The sequence below is a fragment of the Pseudomonas sp. R2-7-07 genome, assembly GCF_003852355.1.
Lineage (GTDB): Bacteria > Pseudomonadota > Gammaproteobacteria > Pseudomonadales > Pseudomonadaceae > Aquipseudomonas.
The window spans coordinates 1618524-1640680 of sequence record NZ_CP027759.1 but is presented as its reverse complement, the minus strand read 5'-3'; the positions used below and the strand labels follow the sequence as shown (position 1 = coordinate 1640680).

20 protein-coding genes are annotated in these 22157 nt (G+C 61.3%); 8 read left to right on the top strand and 12 right to left on the bottom strand.

Going from position 1 to position 22157, the window contains the following annotated elements; genetic code table 11:
• Positions 1–55: 55 nt before the first annotated feature.
• Positions 56–730 (bottom strand): NAD-dependent epimerase/dehydratase family protein, encoded by a 675-nt coding sequence (locus C4J86_RS07345; protein WP_124369937.1) that lies wholly within the window; start codon positions 728–730, stop codon positions 56–58.
• Positions 731–821: 91 nt separating this feature from the next.
• Positions 822–1970, bottom strand: a complete 1149-nt coding sequence (gene yiaY / locus C4J86_RS07340) for an L-threonine dehydrogenase (RefSeq protein ID WP_124369936.1) — start codon at positions 1968–1970, stop codon at positions 822–824.
• 123 nt (positions 1971–2093) lie between these two features.
• Between yiaY and C4J86_RS07335 the strand changes: the two genes are divergently transcribed.
• Positions 2094–3110 (top strand): DUF4917 family protein, encoded by a 1017-nt coding sequence (locus tag C4J86_RS07335; protein WP_124369935.1) that lies wholly within the window; start codon positions 2094–2096, stop codon positions 3108–3110.
• 125 nt (positions 3111–3235) lie between these two features.
• Here C4J86_RS07335 and C4J86_RS07325 read toward each other — a convergent pair whose 3' ends face one another.
• From C4J86_RS07325 to C4J86_RS07310, 4 genes are all read right to left on the bottom strand, one after another.
• Complete coding sequence (locus C4J86_RS07325; protein ID WP_124369933.1) at positions 3236–4453, bottom strand: SAM-dependent methyltransferase; 1218 nt, start codon at positions 4451–4453, stop codon at positions 3236–3238.
• Between the two features lie 220 nt (positions 4454–4673).
• The gene (locus C4J86_RS07320; RefSeq protein ID WP_124366185.1) at positions 4674–5291 is read right to left on the bottom strand and encodes a TPM domain-containing protein; all 618 of its coding nucleotides are present in this window, start codon (positions 5289–5291) and stop codon (positions 4674–4676) included.
• A 31-nt stretch (positions 5292–5322) separates the two neighbouring features.
• Entirely contained in the window at positions 5323–6084 is a 762-nt protein-coding gene (locus C4J86_RS07315; protein ID WP_124369932.1) for a YgcG family protein, read from the bottom strand.
• Positions 6085–6102: 18 nt separating this feature from the next.
• Positions 6103–6714 carry a LemA family protein gene (locus tag C4J86_RS07310; RefSeq protein ID WP_124361693.1) on the bottom strand — a complete coding sequence of 204 codons (612 nt, stop codon included), beginning with the start codon at positions 6712–6714 and terminating at the stop codon, positions 6103–6105.
• 237 nt (positions 6715–6951) lie between these two features.
• On the opposite strand from C4J86_RS07310, the gene bglX reads away from it, so the two are divergent.
• Together bglX and C4J86_RS07300 are read left to right on the top strand one after the other, a co-directional pair.
• Positions 6952–9243 carry a beta-glucosidase BglX gene (gene bglX, locus C4J86_RS07305; protein ID WP_124366183.1) on the top strand — a complete coding sequence of 764 codons (2292 nt, stop codon included), beginning with the start codon at positions 6952–6954 and terminating at the stop codon, positions 9241–9243.
• Between the two features lie 265 nt (positions 9244–9508).
• The gene (locus C4J86_RS07300; RefSeq protein WP_164487765.1) at positions 9509–12451 is read left to right on the top strand and encodes an autotransporter domain-containing protein; all 2943 of its coding nucleotides are present in this window, start codon (positions 9509–9511) and stop codon (positions 12449–12451) included.
• A 30-nt stretch (positions 12452–12481) separates the two neighbouring features.
• Here C4J86_RS07300 and C4J86_RS07295 read toward each other — a convergent pair whose 3' ends face one another.
• From C4J86_RS07295 to C4J86_RS07280, 4 genes are all read right to left on the bottom strand, one after another.
• Positions 12482–13639 carry a phosphatidylserine/phosphatidylglycerophosphate/cardiolipin synthase family protein gene (locus C4J86_RS07295; RefSeq protein WP_124369930.1) on the bottom strand — a complete coding sequence of 386 codons (1158 nt, stop codon included), beginning with the start codon at positions 13637–13639 and terminating at the stop codon, positions 12482–12484.
• Position 13640: 1 nt separating this feature from the next.
• Positions 13641–14222 (bottom strand): YceI family protein, encoded by a 582-nt coding sequence (locus C4J86_RS07290; protein WP_124369929.1) that lies wholly within the window; start codon positions 14220–14222, stop codon positions 13641–13643.
• Between the two features lie 171 nt (positions 14223–14393).
• Positions 14394–14708 carry an amidase gene (locus C4J86_RS07285; RefSeq protein WP_124369928.1) on the bottom strand — a complete coding sequence of 105 codons (315 nt, stop codon included), beginning with the start codon at positions 14706–14708 and terminating at the stop codon, positions 14394–14396.
• Complete coding sequence (locus C4J86_RS07280; protein WP_124369927.1) at positions 14705–15778, bottom strand: serine hydrolase; 1074 nt, start codon at positions 15776–15778, stop codon at positions 14705–14707. The genes C4J86_RS07285 and C4J86_RS07280 overlap by 4 nt, the downstream gene beginning before the upstream one ends.
• 185 nt (positions 15779–15963) lie before the next feature.
• On the opposite strand from C4J86_RS07280, the gene olsB reads away from it, so the two are divergent.
• Together olsB and C4J86_RS07270 are read left to right on the top strand one after the other, a co-directional pair.
• Positions 15964–16719, top strand: coding sequence for an L-ornithine N(alpha)-acyltransferase (gene olsB, locus C4J86_RS07275; protein WP_124361688.1), 756 nt, complete (start codon positions 15964–15966; stop codon positions 16717–16719).
• Positions 16719–17510: a 1-acyl-sn-glycerol-3-phosphate acyltransferase gene (locus C4J86_RS07270; protein WP_124369926.1), complete on the top strand. Its 792-nt coding sequence runs from the start codon at positions 16719–16721 to the stop codon at positions 17508–17510. The genes olsB and C4J86_RS07270 overlap by 1 nt, the downstream gene beginning before the upstream one ends.
• Positions 17511–17623: 113 nt before the next feature.
• On the opposite strand, the gene C4J86_RS07265 is transcribed toward C4J86_RS07270, so the two are convergent.
• A complete protein-coding gene (locus C4J86_RS07265) occupies positions 17624–18208 on the bottom strand; it encodes an ACP phosphodiesterase (protein ID WP_124369925.1) in 585 nt (194 codons plus the stop codon).
• A gap of 154 nt (positions 18209–18362) precedes the next feature.
• On the opposite strand from C4J86_RS07265, the gene C4J86_RS07260 reads away from it, so the two are divergent.
• Positions 18363–18704 carry a helix-turn-helix transcriptional regulator gene (locus C4J86_RS07260; RefSeq protein ID WP_124361685.1) on the top strand — a complete coding sequence of 114 codons (342 nt, stop codon included), beginning with the start codon at positions 18363–18365 and terminating at the stop codon, positions 18702–18704.
• Positions 18705–18730: 26 nt separating this feature from the next.
• The gene (locus tag C4J86_RS07255; RefSeq protein WP_124369924.1) at positions 18731–19786 is read left to right on the top strand and encodes an alkene reductase; all 1056 of its coding nucleotides are present in this window, start codon (positions 18731–18733) and stop codon (positions 19784–19786) included.
• Between the two features lie 303 nt (positions 19787–20089).
• Here C4J86_RS07255 and C4J86_RS07250 read toward each other — a convergent pair whose 3' ends face one another.
• Positions 20090–20722, bottom strand: coding sequence for a TetR family transcriptional regulator (locus tag C4J86_RS07250; RefSeq protein ID WP_124369923.1), 633 nt, complete (start codon positions 20720–20722; stop codon positions 20090–20092).
• Between the two features lie 286 nt (positions 20723–21008).
• On the opposite strand from C4J86_RS07250, the gene C4J86_RS07245 reads away from it, so the two are divergent.
• Entirely contained in the window at positions 21009–22157 is a 1149-nt protein-coding gene (locus C4J86_RS07245) for an efflux RND transporter periplasmic adaptor subunit (RefSeq protein WP_124369922.1), read from the top strand.

Sequence of the window (22157 nt, the reverse complement as noted above, 5' to 3'; positions counted from 1 at the left end):
TAAAGCACTCGGGCAGGAAAAATCCAACCGCAGCACACCAGACTTTTGTGCAGCATCAGCTACGCTCGGCGGCCAAGCGATTGATCTCGGCCTGCTCCACCACAGGCTGCGGCGCGCCACGGCTCACCGCCTGCAACATCGCACGGCCGACGGTCTCGGTGCTGACGACCCAGCTCGGCTTTATCCGACGTACAAACGAGAGCAACGGCCCGAGCACGCTATAAAACGCTTGGTACAACGGCGTCTTCGAACGCACACCGTGCAACGGCTGGACAATCCCCGGCCGGAACACATAGACCGCCTTGAACGGCAAGCGCAGCAAGGCGTTCTCGGTCTTGCCCTTGACCCGCGCCCACATCGACTTGCCCGTCTCGGAACTGTCAGTGCCGGCGCCGGAGACATAGATAAACGTCATCTGCGGGTTGAGCCGCGCCAGGGTGCTGGCGGCGACTAAAGTCAGGTCATAAGTGAGGTGGGTGTAGTTGATTTCATTCATGCCCGCCGAGGAAACACCCAGGCAAAAGAAACACGCATCAAAGCCTTGCAGCAGGTTTTCCAGAGGTTGGAAATCCAGCATGTCGCTGTGCAACACCTGATGCAGTTTGCCGTGCTCCTGGGTCAACGACGTGCGGCCGACGGCAACGACTTCCTGCACGTCGGGCGCCAGCAGGCACTCGCGCAGTACGCCCTGACCGATCATGCCGGTGGCGCCGAATAATAGAACTCTCATGGGGGACCTCAGCGGCAAGCCGCAAGCTTCAAGCTCAAGTTGAACGCGTTCAACCTTTAGCTTAACGCTTGCAGCCCAAAGCTGCCCCCTATCAAAACGCGCTGCGAAAAATCTCCTCGATCTGACGCTGATCCGCCCGTCGTGGGTTGGTCAGGCCGCATGCATCCTTCAGCGCATTACTCGCCAGCAGCGGAATATCCTGCAATTTGGCGCCAAGTTCGCGCAGGCCGGCGGGGATTTCCACGTCCTGGGACAGGGCGCGAATCGCGACGATAGCGGCCTGCGCGCCCTCTTCCGGGGTAACGCCCTTGATATCAGCCCCCAACGCGCGCGCCACGTCACTCAAACGCTTGGCGCTGACACTGGCATTGAAACTCTGCACGTGGGGCAGCAGCACCGCATTGCACACGCCATGGGGCAGGTCGTAGAGGCCGCCGAGCTGATGCGCCATGGCGTGCACGAATCCCAGCGACGCGTTGTTGAACGCCATGCCCGCGAGGAACTGCGCATACGCCATGTTTTCCCGCGCGGCTATGTCGCTGCCATCGCGCACGGCCAGGCGCAGGTTGGCGCTGATCAGTTCGATCGCCTTGATTGCGCAGGCGTCGGTGATCGGTGTGGCGGCGGTGGACACGTAGGCTTCGATGGCATGCGTCAAGGCATCCATGCCGGTGGCAGCGGTGAGGCCCTTGGGCATTGCGACCATCAATGCCGGGTCGTTGACCGACAGCAGCGGCGTGACATTGCGGTCGACGATGGCCATTTTCACGTGGCGGGTTTCGTCGGTGATGATGCAGAAACGGGTCATCTCACTGGCCGTGCCGGCAGTGGTGTTGATCGCCACCAGCGGCAATTGCGGCTTGCTCGATTGATCGACACCCTCATAGTCGCCGATACGCCCGCCGTTGGTGGCGCACAGGGCGATCCCCTTGGCGCAGTCATGGGGCGAACCGCCGCCCAGGGACACCACAAAATCGCAGGCGCTCTGTTGCAGCAGCGCCAGGCCTTTTTCGACGTTTTCCACCGTGGGGTTGGGCCTGGCGCCATCGTAGACCACCGAATCGATGTCCTGCAGCGCCAGCTTTTCGGCGATCATGCTGGCCATGCCGGCTTTGCACAGGCCCTGGTCAGTGACGATCAACGCCTTGCGAAAGCCGTAGTTGCGTATAGCAATCATGGCTTCGTCGAGGCAGCCGATGCCCATGATATTGACGGCGGGAATAAAGAACGTGCTGCTCATGGTCGATCCTCAGGGGCTTTATAGCCACAGAATCCACCGGTACCACTTGCCGCATCTTGACCAGGATCAACGCCGGCTCGTGATAAAGTCACCGTCCAGCCGATTTCGAGTAGACCCGCCGCAATGAAGGATTTCCAGGATATTGACGCCCACCTTGAAGACTGGAGCGCACTGCGCGGCGCCATCGACTTCAACGGGATTCTGATCGGCAACGGCGCAAGCCGCACGATTTGGGAAGACTTTGCCTACGACTCACTGTTTGAAAACGCCCGCACAGTGGAAGAAAAACCCCTGGGTCAATCCGAACTCAGCGTATTCGACGCGCTGCAAACCCGCAGTTTCGAGCAGGCCCTTGGTGCGCTGAAAACCACCAGCCGCGTCAACAAGGCCCTGGCGGTCAGCTCGGCGGCGCCACGCAATCGCTACTATGCGATCAAGGAAGCGCTGATCAATACGATCCACGCCGTGCACATCCCCTGGCGCCTGGTGCAGCCCTCGACCCTGACGGCCCTGAACACCGAAATGGCCCGCTACGCTACGGTCTTCACCAGCAACTACGACCTGCTCAACTACTGGGCGATCCTGCACACGCCGGGTATCGACGACCTGTTCCGCAGCGCCGATTCAAGCTTCGACCTGCGCGATACTCGCACCGACGCCACGCGTATCCTGTACCTGCACGGCGGCCTGCACCTGGTGCGCAACCTCGACGGCACCGCGCGCAAACTGCCGTCCACCGACAGCACATTGCTCAGCAGTTTCGCGATCAACAACACGATCAAGACCCTGGACGACGTGCCGCTGTTCGTCAGTGAAGGCCCGGTGCACGAGAAGCTCAAGACCATCCGCAGTTCGGATTATCTGTCGTTCTGTTATGAACAGTTGCTCACCCACGAAGGCGCGCTGTGCATCTTCGGCCATGGCCTGGGGCCGCAGGATAAACACTTGGTGGATGCGATCCGCCAGGCCAGCATCACCACCCTGGCGATTTCGGTATCGGGGCGCAGCGACGGGTTTATTCGTCAGCAGAAGCAGCGGTATTCGCAGTTATTCCAAGGCACCGGCATGGAACTGAAATTCTTTGCCGCGCGTACTCATCCACTGGGTAATCCGGCGCTGTCGGTGCCAGTCGAACACTGATCCAGTGAACGAAGAAGGCCAAATGTGGGAGGGGGCTTGCTCCCGATAACGGTGGATCAGCCAATGAATGTGTCGGCTGACACACCGCCATCGGGAGCAAGCCCCCTCCCACATGGGCCCCGCGCTTAGTTCAAGAAACTATCGGCGCGCAGCAGGGTTTCCAGGCAATGTTCGGTGATGTGGTAGAACGCCTTCAGCTCCTGAATTTTCCCCAGCAGTTGCGCGTTATCCAACGGCTGCGTGCGCTTGATCGCCAGGATCATCTTGTTCTTGTTGGTGTGCTCCAGCGAGATGAACTCAAATACTTTGGTTTCATAGCCACAGGCTTCGAGATACAAGGCGCGCAAGCTGTCGGTGACCATTTCTGCCTGTTGGCCCAGGTGCAGGCCGTATTGCAGCATTGGCTTGAGCAGCACCGGGCTCTGGATCTGCAGGCGAATCTGTTTGTGGCAGCACGGTGAGCACATGATGATCGACGCGCCGGAACGGATGCCGGTGTGAATCGCGTAGTCGGTGGCGATATCGCACGCATGCAGGGCGATCATTACGTCCAGCTCGCTCGGCGCGACGCTGCGCACGTCGCCGCACTTGAATACCAGCCCTGGGTGTTCCAGGCGTGCGGCGGCGGCGTTGCACAGGGTCACCAGGTCTTGACGCAGCTCGACACCGGTCACTTCGCCTTCGGCCTTGAGGGTGTTGCGCAGGTAGTCATGGATCGCGAACGTGAGGTAGCCCTTGCCCGAGCCGAAATCGGCGACGCGCACCGGTTGGTCCAGCTGCAACGGTGAGGCTGTCAGCGCATGGCTGAACACTTCGATGAACTTGTTGATCTGCTTCCACTTGCGCGACATCGACGGGATCAGCGCTTGGCTGGCGTCGGTCACGCCCAGATCGGCAAGGAACGGCCGGCTCAGGTCGAGGAAGCGATTTTTCTCGCGGTTATGCTCGGCAGATGGCGCCTCACGCAATTGTTGCGGCTTGCTTTTGAACAGCGAGCTTTTGTTCTTCTTGCTGTATTCCAGCTGGGCTTCGTCCGTCAGCGACAACAAGTGTGCGTTCTTGAACGAGGCTGGCAGCAGCTCGGCAATCGCCGCCACGCCGTCCGCCAGTGGGAAATTCTTGGTAATGTCGCGGGTCTTGTAGCGGTATACGAAGGACAGGCAGGGCTGCTCCTTGACCGTCACGGGCTTGATGATCAGCCGCTGCAGTTCGGCTTCCGTGCCCACGTATTTGGCCAGCACCAGCTTGATGAAGGCGTTCTGCGCCAGGCTTGCGCTCAGCAGTTCGATGAACTGGGCGTGATGATCCGGCGCAGGGCTGGCAGGTTGAGCGGTGACGGACATGAACAAAAGCGCCTCGGACAAAGAATGCGGGGCATTTTAGGGGGGATAACTGGCCAGGGCACGGAGTTATTTGACCAATGGTACGTTCCAACAGCCAAAGTAGATCCAAATGTGGGAGGGGGCTTGCTCCCGATAGCGGTGTGTCAGCCAGCTTATCTATAGCTGACACACCCTCATCGGGAGCAAGCCCCCTCCCACATTTGGAATTTTGTTGGCTGGGCTATTCGAGTACGACCAGACGGTTCGGCAGTTCATTACGCGTCTGCGTCACCGGCACATGCACCTTGAGCAATTCCCCACACGCCTCGATGCAGGCAATGAACCCGGCCAACGTCTGCCCCTGCTTCACCTGCTGGGTGAATGCCTTGACGATGCCATCCCAATTGCTGTCATCCAGCTGTTTGGAGATGCCTTCATCCACCAGGATTTCCACATAACGCTCGGCCTCGCTGACAAAAATCAGCACACCGGTGCTGCCCAGCGTGTGGTGCAGGTTCTGCTCGAGGAACTGGCGGCGTGCCAGGTTCGAGGCGCGCCAGTGGCGGACCGAGCGAGGGATCAAGCGGGTGGTGACCTTGGGCAGACGAAACAGCAGGCACAACACAATGAAGGTCGCCCACTGCGCCAACAACAAGGTGTACATGGTCAGGTAGCCCGACAGGTAATGCACCACCCCGGGTACCACCAATGCGATCAGGCTGGCCCACAGCAACGGAATGTAGGCGTAGTCATCGGCGCGTGCAGCCAGCACCGTGACCAGCTCGGCGTCGGTCTGTTGCTCGACCCGGGCGATCGCTTCGGCCACTTGGCGCTGCTCGTGTTCAGTCAGTAATGCCATGGTTGTAGATGCTCTTTTCTCGTTATTGTCATTACCAGCCGCCCGACGCCCCGCCACCGCCGAAACCACCACCGCCGCCGCGAAAACCACCGCCGCCGCCTCCCCCACTACCACCGCCGCCACCGCCACCACCGCCGCCCCCACCATGCCCGATGAGGCTGAGGATAACCAGCAGGATAGTGCCCACCGGCAGGCCCATGCGATGACACAGCCACAACACGCCGATCAGCAGGATGAAGAAACCGATGGAAAGCGCGGGATTGTCCTTCGGCGCGGACCACGGATCCGCCACACGGGCCGGCACGGCCAGCGGTTCACCGCCCACCACCTGGATCATCGCCGCGACACCGTCGCTGATGCCCTGGCTGAAATTGCCGGCCTTGAACTTGGGCGCGATCACCTGGTTGATGATCACCCAGGACTGCGCATCCGTCAGCACGCCTTCCAGGCCGTAGCCAACTTCGATGCGCAACTTGCGCTCGTCACGGGCGACGATCAACAGCGCGCCGTTGTCCTTGCCCTTCTGGCCGATCCCCCACTGGCGGCCCAATTGATAACCGTAGTCTTCAATCGGCACGCCCTGCAGGTCGGGCACGGTGACCACCACGATCTGGTCACCGGAGGTCTGTTCCAGCGCCTGCAATTGCTGCGTCAGTTGCTGGCGCACCGCCGGGTCGATCAGCTGGGCGTTGTCCACCACCCGCCCGGTCAACGCCGGGAAGGTCAGGGCCGCCTGGGCCATGCCCACGCAGGCCAGCAGCCACAGCGCCAGGCCTATCCGTAATAAACGCATCGACACCTCAAGGCAGCGTTATTTGAACTTCACCTGCGGCGCCTTATCGGCATCGGCACTGGTGGCTTCAAACGTGGCGCGGATCGGCAAGTCGCTGTACATCACGCTGTGCCACAGGCGGCCTGGGAAGGTGCGGATTTCGGTGTTGTAGGCCTGCACGGTCTGGATAAAATCGCGACGGGCCACGGCGATACGGTTTTCAGTCCCTTCGAGCTGCGATTGCAGGGCCAGGAAGTTCTGGTTGGCTTTCAGGTCCGGATAGCGTTCGGACACCACCATCAAACGGCTGAGTGCGCCGCTGAGGCCGTCCTGGGCTTGCTGGAACTGCTTGAGTTTTTCCGGGTTGTCGAGGGTGCTGGCATCGACCTGGATCGAGGTGGCCTTGGCCCGCGCTTCAATCACCGCGGTCAGGGTGTCCTGCTCATGGGCGGCATAGGCCTTCACCGTTTCCACCAGGTTGGGGATCAGGTCGGCACGGCGTTGGTACTGGTTCTGCACCTGGCCCCAGGCCGCCTTGGCCTGTTCGTCGAGGGTCGGAATGTTGTTGATGCCGCAACCGCTCAATACGCTGCTGATCAATAACAGCGCCGCGGCTTTCAAGCCCCAGCGGTAACCTTGTGCTGCTTGCATGGTGTATCTCCTGCCAATCTGGATGGAATGTGATGACTAACCCTATAAACCACGCGCTTGGGGCATAATCCGCCACCACTGGAATGCTTCGAGCCAATCAGCTACAAAGATGCCCAGCGCGAAAAAGAGTTCAGAGTGTGCTGCATTTATCTGAACAACACCCGAACAACAATAGACGCTCCCCACATTTTGGCCGATCAGCCTGACCGCTGTGCAGTGAGCCGAAAAAGGATATTCATGAAGAAGCTGTGTTTGCTCGGCCTTGTTGCCACTCTGGCCAGCCACCCCGCATGGGCAGAAACAAAGCCTGCTGCGCTTGACGACAAGGACGCCTTCGTCAGCGACCTGCTCAAGCAGATGACCCTCGATGAAAAGATCGGCCAATTGCGCCTGATCAGCATCGGCCCGGAAATGCCCCGCGAGCTGATCCGCAAGGAAATCGCCGCCGGCCGCATCGGTGGCACGTTCAACTCCATCACTCGCCCGGAAAACCGGCCGATGCAGGACGCGGCGATGCGCAGCCGGTTGAAGATCCCGATGTTCTTCGCCTACGACGTGATCCACGGCCACCGCACGATTTTCCCGATCAGCCTGGCCCTGGCCTCCAGCTGGGACATGGACGCCATCGGCCGCTCCGGGCGCATCGCCGCCCAGGAAGCCGCCGCCGACAGCCTCGACATCACCTTCGCGCCGATGGTCGACATCTCCCGTGACCCGCGCTGGGGCCGCACCTCCGAAGGCTTCGGCGAAGACACGTACCTGGTGTCGCGCATTGCCGAAGTCATGGTCAAGGCGTTCCAGGGCGCCAGCGCCGCGAACGCCGACAGCATCATGGCCAGCGTCAAGCACTTCGCCCTGTACGGCGCGGTAGAGGGCGGGCGCGATTACAACGTGGTCGACATGAGCCCGGTCAAGATGTACCAGGACTACCTGCCGCCCTACCACGCGGCGATCAAGGCCGGTTCCGGCGGCGTGATGGTAGCGCTCAACTCGATCAACGGCGTGCCCGCCACCGCCAACACCTGGCTGATGAACGACCTGCTGCGCAGGGACTGGGGCTTCAAGGGCCTGGCCGTGAGCGACCACGGTGCGATCTTCGAACTGATCAAGCACGGCGTGGCCAAGGACGGGCGTGAAGCCGCCAAACTGGCGATCAAGGCCGGCATCGACATGAGCATGAACGACACGCTGTACGGCAAGGAACTGCCGGGGCTGCTCAAGTCCGGCGAGATCGAACAGAGCGACATCGACAACGCCGTGCGCGAAGTGCTCGGCGCCAAGTACGACATGGGCCTGTTCAAGGACCCGTACCTGCGCATCGGCAAGGCCGAGGATGACCCGGCCGATACCTATGCCGACAGCCGCCTGCACCGTGCCGACGCGCGTGACATCGCGCGCCGCAGCCTGGTGTTGCTGAAGAATCAGAACCAGACGCTGCCGCTGAAAAAATCCGCGACCATCGCGCTGGTCGGCCCGCTGGCCAAGGCGCCGATCGACATGATGGGCAGCTGGGCCGCCGCCGGCAAACCGGAGCAGTCGGTGACGTTGCTGGATGGCATGAACGCCGTGATCGGCGATAAAGGCAAAATCATCTACGCCCGCGGCGCCAACATCACCAACGACAAGGCAGTGGTCGACTACCTCAACTTCCTCAACTTCGACGCCCCGGAAGTGGTGGATGACAAGCGTGCGCCGCAAGTGTTGATCGATGAGGCGGTCAAGGCGGCCCAGAATGCGGACGTCGTCGTGGCCGCCGTGGGCGAGTCCCGTGGCATGTCCCACGAGTCCTCCAGCCGTACCGACCTGAACATTCCACAAAGCCAACGGGACCTGATCAAGGCCCTAAAAGCCACCGGCAAGCCGCTGGTACTGGTGCTGATGAATGGCCGGCCGCTGTCGATTCTCGAGGAAAACCAACAGGCCGACGCCATCCTGGAAACCTGGTTCGCCGGCACCGAAGGCGGCAACGCCATTGCCGACGTGCTATTCGGCGACTACAACCCGTCGGGCAAACTGCCGATCACCTTCCCGCGTTCGGTGGGGCAGATTCCCACCTACTACAACCACCTGAGCATCGGCCGGCCGTTCACGCCGGGCAAACCGGGCAACTACACCTCGCAGTACTTCGATGACACCACCGGCCCGCTGTTTCCGTTTGGCTATGGCCTGAGCTACACCACGTTCAGCCTGTCGGACATGGCGCTGTCGTCCACCACCCTGAACAAGACCGGCAAGCTCGACGCCAGCGTCACGCTGAAAAACACCGGCAAGGTCGATGGCGAAACCGTGGTGCAGCTGTACATCCAGGACGTAGCCGGCTCGATGATCCGCCCGGTGAAAGAGCTGAAGAACTTCCAGAAAGTCATGCTCAAGGCGGGAGAGGAGCGCACGCTGCACTTCAGCATTACCGAGGAAGATTTGAAGTTTTACAACAGCCAGCTCAAATTCGCCGCAGAACCGGGTGAGTTCAATGTACAGATCGGGCTGGACTCCCAGGCTGTGCAGCAGCAGACTTTCGAGTTGCTGTAACCCACGCAGCCCCCTCTTTCGCGCGAGAGGGGGCTTGCACCCACACCTGTCGCCGTCGACATAAAGTCAAGTTTCGTTCCACAGTCCCAGCTTCCTCCGACATCCCACCCCCTGCCTGCTCGCGCACTCTGTCTGCCCTAAATCAGTGTGCAGGTGGACTATGTCGCCGACGAAAAACGTCCCACGGGCCATTTACAACATCCTTTTTTACTCAGCGCTCAAGCGAAAAGCACTCGCGCTGTGCATGCTCGGGAGTCTGCCGGGCATGCCCGTTGAAGCCGCGAGCTACAGCGAACAGGGTCGATTGCACGACGCCGCCAGCTGGCGCAGCGATGAGTTCAAAAAAAGCTGGGGGCTGGGCGCCATCGGTGCCGATTACGCTTATGCCCGGGGGTTGAGTGGCGCGGGCGTGCAAGTGGGGGTTTATGATTCCGGCAGCGACTTGCGCCATGACGAGTTTGCCGGCAAACCGCATTCCGGCGTGCGCCTGGCAGACCCCGGATGTAAAAGCGATACGGTGCTGTTCGGTGGCTGCTTCTTCAGCGAGGGTGATCGTTCCGCCGCGCATGTGCTTGAGGCTCTGCCGCCTGAAGCCTTGGTCGCATTAGAGGAGGAAATCGTCAACGGTGATTTCACCCGCGAACAAGTGGATGACTATCTTAGAAACACAGGAGCTCGCTATGAATGGCACGGCACCTTCGTGGCCGCCAACATACTCGCCAACCGAAATGGCGCCGGGGCCCATGGCGTAGCCTTCGGGGCCAATGTGAGTGCGTTGCGCAGATTCAGCAACACTTACCAGGACGGCCCCGGTGTGCGGCCGTACAGCGTCACCCATCCAACACCGGAGGCAGTCAACGCCGCCTACGCCCAACTGCACGAGCAAAATGTGCGAGTCGTCAACCATAGCTGGGGGCCTACAGTCCCCTTGGCAGATGAGGCGGCACTGGACGAGGAATTGGATCAAACCCATACCCGCAGCTATGCAGAGCTCAGAGCCATAGCCGACGCCTCCGTCAAATACGGCATGCTCCAGGTATGGGCGGCGGGCAATACACTTACCCCCAACGCAACACCACGAGCAGCACCCTTTGCTGGGGTTCATTCGAGTCTGCCGCGCGCGGTCGCCGAACTCGAGCGCTATTGGTTGACCGTGGTCAACGTCAACCAGGCGCTGACCTTGAGCGATGGTTCGTACCGCTGTGGCTTCAGCAAGGACTGGTGCCTGGCGGCGCCGGGAACGGATATCACTTCTGCCGGGGTAACAGGGGCCATACACACCGAAACCCACTACGACAACGAAGGCGACGCCGACGGCTTTACAGTGACCGGCGACAAACTCGAATTTACAGACTTCACCGCTTCCGGAACCTCCATCGCCGCGCCTCACGTAACAGGTGCACTGGCATTGCTGATCGAGCGCTTCCCTTACCTCGACAACCCGCACATCCGCGATGTGTTGCTGACCACCGCCACCGACCTGGGTGAGCCTGGCGTCGACGATGTGTACGGCTGGGGCCTGATAGATCTGAAAAAAGCCATCGACGGGCCCGGCCTACTGCGGGTGGACACACAGGTAAACATGGACCGCCCCGCCGGCGGCGCGGTGGTATGGCAAGGCGTCGCATGGGACGACTGGCGCAACGATATCAGCGGCCCCGGGCGCCTGGAAAAAAGCGGCGCCGGCTGGTTACGCTTGAGCGGCAATAACAGCTTTGCCGGGGCCACGCTCAACGCAGGTATTCTGGAGCTGGCCGGCAACAACACCCTCAAGGGCGATGTGAACCTCGAAGGCGGCGTTCTGCGCCTGAACGGCTCTTTGGCCGTCGAGGGTGACTACCGTCAAGCACCCGGCGCAACCCTGATGGCCGAGCTGGTCGCCCAGGGCCGGCCGGCAAAACTGCAGGTCGATAACCAGGCCACTGTCAACGGCGGCACGCTGTACCTGAGCGCACAACCCGGCACCTACCCATTGGGCCAGCAATACAGCATCCTCCAGGCAAAAGGTGCCGTGAGCGGCGAGTTTGCCGCGATCGACCATCGAGAGTTCTCGCCCTTTCTCAGCGTGTCCCAAGTCAAGCAAGCCAATAACCTGCTGGTCGAGTTTGCCCGTGGAAGGCCACTGGCTTCTGCGGCAAACACCACCAACCAACGCGCCGTCGCCACGGCTGCCGATGCTCAAGCTGCGCCGACCCCGCTGCTGCAGCGCCTCACCGCACTGTTCCCCGAGCAGGCCCCCTCGGCCTTGGACCAACTGAGCGGCGAGCTGCATGCCAGTACCCAAGCGGCACTGATCGAAAACAGCCGGGTAGTGCGTGAAGCCGTACTCGACCGGCAGCGTAACGCCCATGGTCGTAGCGCTACCGAGGCCGAAGCACTGAACGAGGGCGCCTGGGTGCAACTGCCACGCCAGACCGGCCAACTGCAAGGCAATAGCAACACCGCCCGCGCGTCCCACAGCAGCACAGGCCTGTTGGTCGGGTTCGATCACCGGCTGGAACAAGGCACACGCGTGGGGCTGGTTGCGGGCAGCAGCACTGGCGACGTGAAGGCCGGCGCTCGCGGTAAGGCGAGTGTCGACAGCTACCAATTGGGCCTGCACGTGGGGCACACCTGGGACGCTCTGGGCCTGTACGGCGGCATCGCCTATGCGCAGCATCAGATCGCAACCAAGCGCCGAGTCAGCTTCCCAGGCGTGGAGAATCGGCTGTCTGCCGACTACACCAGCCGTACCGTGCAGGCGTTCGCCGAAGCCAACTATCGCTTCAATCACGGTTTCTGGGATTGGCAGCCCTACCTGCAACTGGCCACTGTGCAGCAGCGCAGCGACGGCTTCACCGAACGCGGCGGCATGGCGTCACTGCGCGGCCAACGCGCGAACGACAGTGTCAAGCTGACCACCGGCGGCGTGCGCGTGAACCTCGACTTGGCCCAGGCACAGACTGGCCCGTCATGGTTGAGACTGCGTGGCGGCCTGGCCTATACCCATGCTGGCGGCGATCGACAATCGGCGGCTCAAGTGGCCTGGGAAGACGGCTACACCTTTAAGGTGAACGGCGCCCCGCTGGATCGGCTCAGCACACGACTGGAGCTGGGCGCCACCGCACGCCTGAGCCGCAACAGCGCGCTGGACCTGGCTTTCAGCCAACAGCGCGGCGAGCGTTCACGGGACCAGAACATCACGGCGCAGTATTCGTTGCAGTTCTAACCGCGTAAGTAACCAAAGGCGGGGGGCACCCTACCCTCGCCGATCCAACAGGTTGACCACCAACCTGTCGACCCACCCCCACAACCTCTGCTTCACCCGCCGCCACAGCGGCCGCGCCTTCCATGCCTGCAGGCTCATCGCCTGGCTCTGGGCGAAATCGCGCTCGAAACTGCCAGCCACAGCCTGCGTCAACTCAGGGTCCAACGCTTCGAGGTTGGCCTCCAGGTTGAAGCGCAGATTCCAGTGGTCGAAATTGCACGAGCCGATGCTCACCCAATCGTCCACCAGCACCATCTTCAGGTGCAAAAAGCACGGCTGGTATTCAAAGATCTGCACCCCCGAGCGCAGCAACCGTGGGTAATAACGGTGCCCGGCGTAACGTACGGATGGGTGGTCGGTACGCGGGCCGGTGAGCAGCAGGCGTACATCGACGCCGCGCCCCGCCGCCCGGCGTAACGCGCGACGCACGCTCCAGGTCGGCAGGAAGTACGGGGTGGCCAACCAGATCCGCTGCTGGCTGCTGTTCAAGGCGCGGATCAGCGACTGCAGGATATCGCGATGCTGACGGGCGTCGGCATAGGCAACCCGCCCCAGGCCCGGCCCGGTCGCGGGCACCTTGGGCAAACGCGGCAAACCAAAGTGGGTGGCGGGCTTCCACTCGCGGCGGGCGGCGTTGGCGTGCCATTGACGATCGAACAGCGCCTGCCAATCCAGCACCAGCGGACCGCTGATCTGCACCATCACTTCATGCCAGTCGGCGGTGTCCTGGCCCGGCGTCCAGAACTCATCCGTCACACCGGTGCCGCCAACCACCGCGATACCCTGGTCGACCAACAACACCTTGCGGTGGTCACGGTACAGGTTGCGCATCCAGCGCCGCCAGCTCAGGCGGTTGTAGAACCGCAGCTCCACACCCGCGTCGGTCAGGCGCTTGCGCAGCCCGAGGGTAAACGCCAGGCTGCCGTAATCATCGAACAGGCAACGCACCTGCACACCGCGTTCAGCCGCGAGCACCAGCGCCTGCACCATCGCTTCGGCGCAGGCGCCGGCTTCCACCAGGTACAACTCCAGATCGACCTGCTGCTCAGCCCGCGCAATCCCGGCCAACATCTGCGGGAAGAAACTCGGCCCGTCGATCAGCAACTCGAAACGGTTGGCGCTGCGCCACGGGAACACCGCGCCGCCCACGTCAGCGCGCCGTAAAGATCAGCACCGCACCCACCGGCACCGACAAACTGATCGATTTAAGACCTGCGACCTTGCGCAGCGCGGCCACGCCTGGCGCGAGGTCAAAATCCTCGGCATGCAGCACCACCGGCTCCAGGGTCACCACCTGGAAGCGCCGGTCATCCAGGCGCGTGGCCAATAGCTCGGCCGTGTAGGTCTGGGTCTTGCCATGCAAGGTGATGCTCAGCGGCAGGCGCAACTCCAGTTGCGCGCCAGAGGCCAGGTCATTGATCGGTTGCAGGTTGATCTGGGTGCTGATCAACGCTTCGGGAAACTGCTTGATCTCGAACAACTCTTTGCGCATGCGCTCGTCACGTAGCGGGACACCACTGTTGATCGACTCCAGCTCCACCTGGACCTGGGCCGCGCCCTGGCTGTCGACCTTGCCGTGCAGCACGAGGAAGCGCTGCACTTCGGCGATTTCGGTGTTTTTGGTGGTGACGAAGGACAGGCGTGAAGACTCGTTATCCAGGTACCAGTCGGCATGGGCAGGCACAGCGGCACAGGTCAGCAGTGCAAAGACCAAAGGTTTGAGATTGAACATAAAGGCTCATGGGGCAAAAAATCTGGATGAACCTTAAGCGCAATCTCACGAACGGCGCAAATCCAATGTGGGAGGGGGCTTGCCCCCGATAGCGGTGGGTCAGCAACTCATCCTGTGACTGACACGCTGCCATAGGGGGCAAGCCCCCTCCCACAGGGGTGATGTGTATATTCAGGGGTACAGGCGACAGCCCTGACGATCGCCCAGCCACCGTGCCGTGTGCGTACGTCCCAGCCCACTCGCCGTCACTTCACTGCGCTCGGGATTATCACTGAAAGCGCTGGTCGGCACGTATTGCTTCACATAGCCACGGCAGTAGTCGGCGGGTTGGTTTTCCACATAGCGACACGAGCAATACTCCTTGGCCGTGTACGCCGCGATGATGTCGGGAAAGGCTTGCAGGTTGATGCGCTCATGCCACACCCAGCCCAACAACACGAGCAACAACAGCAGCAAAACGCTGATAAGCGGATGGCGCCGAATCATGATCGCACCGCCGCCAGCACGCGTTTGAGCAGTTCGTTATGTCGGTAGCTGCCGTCGCGGTCATCGCCGTAGCGCACGATGACCAAGTGTTCGTCGGGCAGCACGAACAGCGCCTGGCCCCAGTGCCCCAATGCGGCGAAGGTGTCGGCCGGTGCGTCGGGCCAGGGTGCGGGGGTGCCCTGGTTGAGCCACCATTGCCCGCCTGGCACGGCTTCATCCTGGCCCGTTTTGTAGTGGGCGAAGGGTTGGCGATTGAACGCGACCCACTCCTTGGGCAGCAATTGTCGTTCTTCCCAACGCCCGTCCCGCGCCATCAACAGCCCGACCCGTGCCAGATCGCGGGCAGTGAGGTAGGCATAGGATGAGGCGACAAACGTCTCGTCGGCATCGGTTTCCCAGGTTGCAGTGCGAATGCCCAATGGCTTGAACAACGCCTCCCACGGGTAGCTCATATAAGCCTTGTGCCCGAGCATGCCTTTGAGCGCGGCCGACAGAATATTGCTGTCGCCGCTGGAGTAACGAAAAGCCTGGCCGGGTGCATCGGCGGCCTCGGTCTCGGCCGCGAATTGCGCCATATCGGCGCGGCCACGGGTGTAGAGCATCGCCACTACCGAGGATTTGAGCGGCGCGTATTCATAGTCTTCCTGCCAGTCCAGGCCCGAGGCCCAGTGCAGCAGGTCGGCCATCGTCACCTTGGGGTGCTGCTTCATCGGTGGGTAAAAGCGCGCGGCGGGGTCGTTCAGTTTGAAGCGGTTTTCGCCGTAGGCCACCCCCAGTACGGTCGCCATCAGGCTTTTGCTGACCGACCAGGTCAGGTGCGGCGTGCTGGCGCTAGTGGGTGCTGCGTAGCGTTCATAGATGATCTGGCCGTCGCGGATTACCAGCAGCGCGTCGGTACGAATACCTTGGCGAGTGTTGTCGTCACGGGGCGGGAATGCGTAGGCATTCAGCGCGTCGACAGCAGGACCTTCGATCAACCTGCCCGTCACCCAGTCATGGCCAGGCCAGGTTTCAGCACGTGCACTCACGGTGATGAATAACAAGACAACGCACAGCAGGCCTCTGACCATGGACGCAAACTCAAGGGGCATTCAAGCCCGCGAGCCTAATCCAGGCCGATGACAGATTGACGACAAGGGGCCTGTCATCCAACCGTCACCGTAACTTCATGGAGATGACACCGAGCCTACATAGCCTGAGTTTGGACAACAAAGTCGACTGGCCGCACAACCTGGCCGGCACTCGGAGACTCGCTATGACTCAGCTCGCCCGCATCAGCGACACCGGCAATGAACGCCGCCTGCAAGCCGAACGCCTGATTGGCGCCGCGGCCTTGCAGGAAGCCCAGGCCCTGCGGTTCAACGTGTTCAGCGGCGAGTTCAACGCCAAGCTGAAAGGCGCGGAACTGGGTCTGGACATGGATGACTATGATGTTCACTGCAGCCACATCGGCGTGCGTGACTTAAACAGCGGTCGACTGGTGGCCACCACCCGTTTGCTCGATCACCAGGCCGCCAGCACCTTGGGCCGGTTCTACAGCGAAGAGGAATTCAGCCTGCATGGGCTGCTGCACTTGCAGGGCCCGATCCTGGAAATCGGCCGTACCTGCGTCGACCCGGCCTACCGCAACGGCGGCACCATCGCGGTGCTCTGGGGCGAGTTGGCCGAGGTGCTCAACGAGGGCGGCTACAGCTACCTGATGGGGTGCGCGAGCATCCCGATGCACGACGGCGGCATCCAGGCCCACGCAATCATGCAGCGTCTGCGCGAGCGCTACCTGTGCAATGAACACCTGCGCGCCGAGCCGAAAAAGCCCCTGCCGGCGATGGACCTGCCGTCCAACGTCATCGCCGAAATGCCACCGCTGCTCAAGGCTTATATGCGCCTGGGGGCGAAGATTTGCGGCGAGCCGTGCTGGGATGAAGACTTCCAGGTGGCCGACGTGTTCATCCTGCTCAAGCGCGATGAGCTGTGCCCGCGCTATGCGCGCCACTTCAAGGCAGCCATGTGATGGGCCGCCTGCGCGTGTACGGGCGCATCGCCCGGGTGCTGCTGGTGGTGGCGCTGGGCTTGACCATGGCCAGTGTGTTTGGCCTGTTCGAGCGTTTGGGCGTGGCCAATTCGATGGTGCGACGCCAGCGTTGGTCGCGGTTCTTCATGGCGCGGTTGACCCACGCCCTGCCCTTTCGCGTGACGGTGCACGGCCAGTTGCCGCAAACGCCGATGCTGTGGGTGAGCAATCATGTGTCCTGGACGGATATTCCACTGCTGGGCATGGTGACGCCGCTGTCGTTCCTGTCCAAAGCCGAAGTGCGCACCTGGCCGGTGGCCGGCTGGTTGGCGGCGAAGGCCGGCAGCCTGTTCATCCGCCGTGGCTCGGGTGACAGCCAGTTGATTCGCAAACAGATGACCCGTCACCTGGAGCAACAGCACCCGCTGTTGATGTTCCCCGAAGGCACCACCACGGACGGTCGCAGCCTGCGCACGTTTCACGGGCGGTTGTTGGCCAGTGCGATCGATGCGGACGTGTCGCTGCAGCCGGTGGCGATTCGTTATCTGCGCAATGGCGAGGTGGACGCACTGGCACCGTTCATTGGCGACGATGATCTGCTGTCGCACCTGATGCGGCTGTTTGCCCATGACCAGGGCGATGTGGAGATTCACCTGCTCAAGCCGATTGCCTGCGCCGGGCAGGAACGCGCGGCGCTGGCGTATCAGGCGCAGCAGGCGGTGCAGAGAGCGTTGTTTGGGCCGTTGCCGGAGACTGAACAGGTAGCGGAGCGACCAGCCATCGCCGCCTGATATGAGCCATACACTGTTCCAAATGTGGGAGGGGGCTTGCTCCCGATAGCGAGGAGTCAGCTATAGATAAGCTGACTGACACACTGCTATCGGGAGCAAGCCCCCTCCCACATTCAGTTTTGGGTGGTCAGTTGGATGCTTGCGAATGCCTGTAGCTCTGGGTAGAACTCACTAAAATCCTCACTCAGCGGCTCATACAACACACGCAACTCCTGCATCGCATAACCCAACTCCTCAGGCTGGGTCAACCGCCGCGAAATCCCGCGCAACACCTGCTCCATCACTGCAAACTCACGATAAGAGCCCAACCAATCATCCGCCGCCATATACGGCGCAATCTGTGCCAACCGTCCCGGCAACTGCGGTTCGGCCGCCAGTACGCGGTACACCTGCGCGGTGAAGTGCTCCAGCGGTTGGTCGGCATACCGCGCCCAGTCCCGCGCCAGGCAATGGTCAAAAAACACATCGAGCACGATCCCGGCATAGCGCCTGCGGGTCAGACTGAAGCGCGACAACGCCTCCCCTACTAACGGGTGGCTGTCGGTAAAGCGGTCGATGGAACGGTGCAATTGGATCGCCGCTTCGATCGAGGGACTGAACTGGCCCTGCAAGCGGCCTTTGACGAAGTCGCCATACAGGCTGCCCAGCAGTTGCGCAGGCCGTTGGCCGCCCAGGTGCAAGTGTGCGAGATAATTCATGGCGCGCAGTCTACCACTGCCGCCAGCGTATCGTTATAACCCGATATATCCAATTCGACTGACCTCAGAGCAAAATCATATTGGTATATCGGGATATAACGATTTAAGGTTCGCCTCATCGCGATATAACGTTTTACGACACCGAGCCTCTGCCATGCCCTTCGACCTCGACGACATAATAAAAGCCCTGGCGCACCCAGTACGACGAGACATCCTCACCTGGCTGAAAGACCCGAAAGTGCAATTTCCCGAGCAACTGCACAATCACGAATACGGCATCTGCGCCGGGCAGATCGACCAGCGCTGCGGCTTGTCCCAGTCGACCGTGTCGGCCCACCTGGCGACGTTGCAACGGGCGGGCTTGATCACCAGCCAGAAGGCCGGGCAGTGGCATTTTTTCAAACGCAATGAGGACGTGATCCAAGCTTTCCTCACTGCGCTCTTCACCGAACTCAGCGCCCCCGGCGATGCCGAGCTGGCCCCCACGACCCACTGATCAACTTGAGACAAAGGTGCTTTCACATGCCGACTATTTTCGATCCCATCAAACTGGGCGACCTGGAACTGAAAAACCGCATCATCATGGCGCCGCTGACTCGCTGCCGTGCCGACGCCGGCCGCGTGCCCAATGCGCTAATGGCCGAGTACTACGTGCAGCGTGCATCCGCCGGGCTGATCCTCAGCGAAGCCACCTCCGTAACGCCCATGGGCGTGGGCTACCCGGACACGCCGGGCATCTGGTCCAACGACCAGGTTCGCGGCTGGTCCAATGTGACCAAGGCGATCCACGGCGCGGGCGGCAAGATCTTCCTGCAACTGTGGCACGTCGGTCGTATCTCCCATGAGTCGTACCTGAACGGCGAAACCCCGGTGGCGCCGAGCGCGATCCAACCCAAAGGCCACGTCAGCCTGGTGCGCCCACTGGCCGACTACCCGACCCCACGCGCCCTGGAAACCGCTGAAATCGCCGACATCGTCGACGCTTACCGCACCGGCGCCGAAAACGCCAAGGCCGCCGGTTTCGACGGCGTTGAAATCCACGGTGCCAACGGCTACCTGCTCGACCAGTTCCTGCAAAGCAGCACCAACCAGCGCACCGACCAGTACGGCGGTTCCCTGGAAAACCGTGCGCGCCTGCTGCTGGAAGTGACCGATGCCGCCATCGAAGTCTGGGGTGCCGGCCGCGTGGGCGTGCACCTGGCACCGCGTGCTGACGCTCACGATATGGGTGACGCCGACCTGACGGAAACCTTCACCTACGTGGCCAGTGAACTGGGCAAGCGTGGCATCGCCTTTATCTGCGCCCGTGAAAAAGAAGGCGCGGACAGCCTCGGCCCCCAACTGAAAAAAGCCTTCGGCGGCGTCTACATCGCCAACGAACGCTTCACCAAAGACAGCGCCAACGCCTGGCTGGCCGCCGGCAAGGCCGATGCGGTGGCCTTCGGCATACCGTTCATTGCCAACCCGGACCTGCCGGCACGCTTGAAGGCCAATGCGCCACTGAACGAGCCGCACCCGGAGACCTTCTACGGTAAAGGGCCAGTTGGCTATATCGACTACCCAACGCTGCCGATCTAACTGATTGAAACATGGAACAATGTGGGAGGGGGCTTGCCCCCGATGGCGGTTTGTCAGTCAATGAAGTGTTGACTGAACCACTGCTATCGGGAGCAAGCCCCCTCCCACATTTTGCCTGTGTGTAGTCCCTTGGAAACATCGCTTCACAGAACCGCAACAAAATCGCTACAAAATACTTAGGCCGCTACCTATCAACCGCCCGCCAGCGCGTATATAAAGTCATCCCTTCAATCAGGCAGAAGGACGATTGACCATCCTTAGGCTTTACTGTTGACACAACTGGACGTAATTACGCATTTTGTCTCAATTGCGCAGGCTGGGGCTCAGGCGCAGCATGTCCAGCCCGGCATCCACCCAGCGTTCGGCGTCCTGATGCAGTTGAAAGCTGTCGGGCACCAACAGCCACTGGCCGATCAGGCCTTGGATGAAGGCATGAATGCACACCGCTGCACGGGCGGTATCGAGATTTTCCGGTAATTGCCCTCGATGCACCGCATTACGCAACGTCAGGCCGATGCGCAGGTTGCACTCCAGGGTATGGGCCTGGCGCTGGCGGCGCATGTCACACATTTCATCGGTGAATTCGCACTTATGGAACAAGATCTCGTTGATGCGCCGGGTTTTCGGGTCCAGAGCCACTTGATGATAAAGATGAATCAGCAGCTTGCGCATGCACCCCAACGGGTCGACTTCATCCTCGCTTTCACTCGCCCGGGCCAATTCGTCCAAGGGTTCGTGCAGCGTGTCGAGCAGCGCCTGCAGCAAGTCGGATTTGTTGCTGAAATGCCAGTAGATGGCACCGCGCGTCACGCCCGCCAGAGCGGCGATGTCCGCCAGCGTGGTGCGCGCAACGCCCCGTTCATAAAAGGCTTGCTCGGCGGCTTGGAGGATCTGGCTGCGCGTTTCCTGAGCTTCCTCTTTGGTGCGACGAACCATGGCAGTAAAACCTCAATCAGAACACTGGGGACTATCGTTAACGCAAGGTTAATAGACGCGAACGATCATCTGAATAATTGTGGGACGACACCGTCATGGGCACCGAACGTACTAAAATCGAGGCTTTGGGCGTTGCTTTGTCAACATTGCGCCAAGCCTGTCAAGAGTTTACAAACAACCATGAACGTAAGTATATTGCGTAGCAAGCTACTTATCCACTCACAGCTTGTTTTTCACCCTTCCACACTTCTTGTGCGCACCCTGCGCGCCTGACCCGAGGATCTTCATGCAACTTAAGCCAGCTGTTACCGCTCTGGTCACTGCCGTCGCCCTGGCATCGCTGCTCAGCGGATGTAAAAAGGAAGAAGCGGCTCCGCCCGCTCAAACCCCTCAGGTCGGCGTGGTCACTATTCAACCGCAAGCCTTTACCCTGACCACCGAGCTGCCAGGCCGCACCACGGCCTATCGCATTGCCGAAGTGCGCCCGCAGGTGAACGGCATCATTCTCAAACGCCTGTTCAAGGAAGGCGCCGATGTGAAGGAAGGGCAGCAGCTCTACCAGATCGATCCGTCGGTGTATGAGGCCACGCTCAAGAGCGCCCAGGCCAAGCTGACCCAGACCAAGTCGATCACCGATCGCTACAAGCAATTGGTCGATGAGCAAGCCGTCAGCCGCCAGGAATACGACACTGCCGTCGCCGACCGCATGACCGCCGAGGCCGACCTGCAGAGCGCGCAGATCAACGTGCGCTACACCAAGGTATTCGCGCCGATCTCCGGGCGCATTGGCCGTTCTGCAGTGACGGAAGGCGCGCTGGTCAGCAATGGCCAGGCCGATGCCATGGCCGTGATCCAGCAACTGGATCCGATCTACGTCGACGTCACCCAGTCTTCGGCAGAAATGCTGAAACTGCGCCGCGACCTGGAAAGCGGCCAATTGCAAAAAGCCGGCGACAACGCCGCCATGGTCAAGCTGACCCTGGAAGACGGCAGCGACTACGGCCACCCAGGCAAGCTGGAGTTCTCTGAGGTGTCGGTCGACCAGACCACCGGTTCCGTGACCCTGCGCGCCGTGTTCCCTAACCCTGACCATGTGCTGCTGCCCGGCATGTTCGTGCACGCCCAGCTGCAAGCCGGTGTGAACAGCAAGGCCATTCTCGCGCCGCAACAAGGCGTGACCCGTGACCTGAAGGGCATTCCGACCGCACTGATCGTGAACAAGGACAACAAGGTCGAGCAGCGCGTACTGGTTGCCAATCGGACTTCCGGCGCCTACTGGCTGGTGGAAAAAGGCCTGGACGCCGGTGACCGCGTGATCACCGAAGGCCTGCAATTCATCAAGCCGGGCATTGAAGTCAAGGTCAAGGACGCCGACAACGCCAAACCCGCCGGTACTGCTGCAGCGCCTGCTGCCGCTGCTGGTCAAGGGGAGTAA

Coding starts and splice junctions, on each gene's coding strand:
- C4J86_RS07345 (WP_124369937.1), bottom strand. CDS start 730: ATGAGAGTTCTATTATTCGGCGCCACCGGCATGATCGGTCAGGGCGTA.
- yiaY (WP_124369936.1), bottom strand. CDS start 1,970: ATGAGCAGCACGTTCTTTATTCCCGCCGTCAATATCATGGGCATCGGC.
- C4J86_RS07335 (WP_124369935.1), top strand. CDS start 2,094: ATGAAGGATTTCCAGGATATTGACGCCCACCTTGAAGACTGGAGCGCA.
- C4J86_RS07325 (WP_124369933.1), bottom strand. CDS start 4,453: ATGTCCGTCACCGCTCAACCTGCCAGCCCTGCGCCGGATCATCACGCC.
- C4J86_RS07320 (WP_124366185.1), bottom strand. CDS start 5,291: ATGGCATTACTGACTGAACACGAGCAGCGCCAAGTGGCCGAAGCGATC.
- C4J86_RS07315 (WP_124369932.1), bottom strand. CDS start 6,084: ATGCGTTTATTACGGATAGGCCTGGCGCTGTGGCTGCTGGCCTGCGTG.
- C4J86_RS07310 (WP_124361693.1), bottom strand. CDS start 6,714: ATGCAAGCAGCACAAGGTTACCGCTGGGGCTTGAAAGCCGCGGCGCTG.
- bglX (WP_124366183.1), top strand. CDS start 6,952: ATGAAGAAGCTGTGTTTGCTCGGCCTTGTTGCCACTCTGGCCAGCCAC.
- C4J86_RS07300 (WP_164487765.1), top strand. CDS start 9,509: ATGCCCGTTGAAGCCGCGAGCTACAGCGAACAGGGTCGATTGCACGAC.
- C4J86_RS07290 (WP_124369929.1), bottom strand. CDS start 14,222: ATGTTCAATCTCAAACCTTTGGTCTTTGCACTGCTGACCTGTGCCGCT.
- C4J86_RS07285 (WP_124369928.1), bottom strand. CDS start 14,708: ATGATTCGGCGCCATCCGCTTATCAGCGTTTTGCTGCTGTTGTTGCTC.
- C4J86_RS07280 (WP_124369927.1), bottom strand. CDS start 15,778: ATGGTCAGAGGCCTGCTGTGCGTTGTCTTGTTATTCATCACCGTGAGT.
- olsB (WP_124361688.1), top strand. CDS start 15,964: ATGACTCAGCTCGCCCGCATCAGCGACACCGGCAATGAACGCCGCCTG.
- C4J86_RS07270 (WP_124369926.1), top strand. CDS start 16,719: ATGGGCCGCCTGCGCGTGTACGGGCGCATCGCCCGGGTGCTGCTGGTG.
- C4J86_RS07265 (WP_124369925.1), bottom strand. CDS start 18,208: ATGAATTATCTCGCACACTTGCACCTGGGCGGCCAACGGCCTGCGCAA.
- C4J86_RS07260 (WP_124361685.1), top strand. CDS start 18,363: ATGCCCTTCGACCTCGACGACATAATAAAAGCCCTGGCGCACCCAGTA.
- C4J86_RS07255 (WP_124369924.1), top strand. CDS start 18,731: ATGCCGACTATTTTCGATCCCATCAAACTGGGCGACCTGGAACTGAAA.
- C4J86_RS07250 (WP_124369923.1), bottom strand. CDS start 20,722: ATGGTTCGTCGCACCAAAGAGGAAGCTCAGGAAACGCGCAGCCAGATC.
- C4J86_RS07245 (WP_124369922.1), top strand. CDS start 21,009: ATGCAACTTAAGCCAGCTGTTACCGCTCTGGTCACTGCCGTCGCCCTG.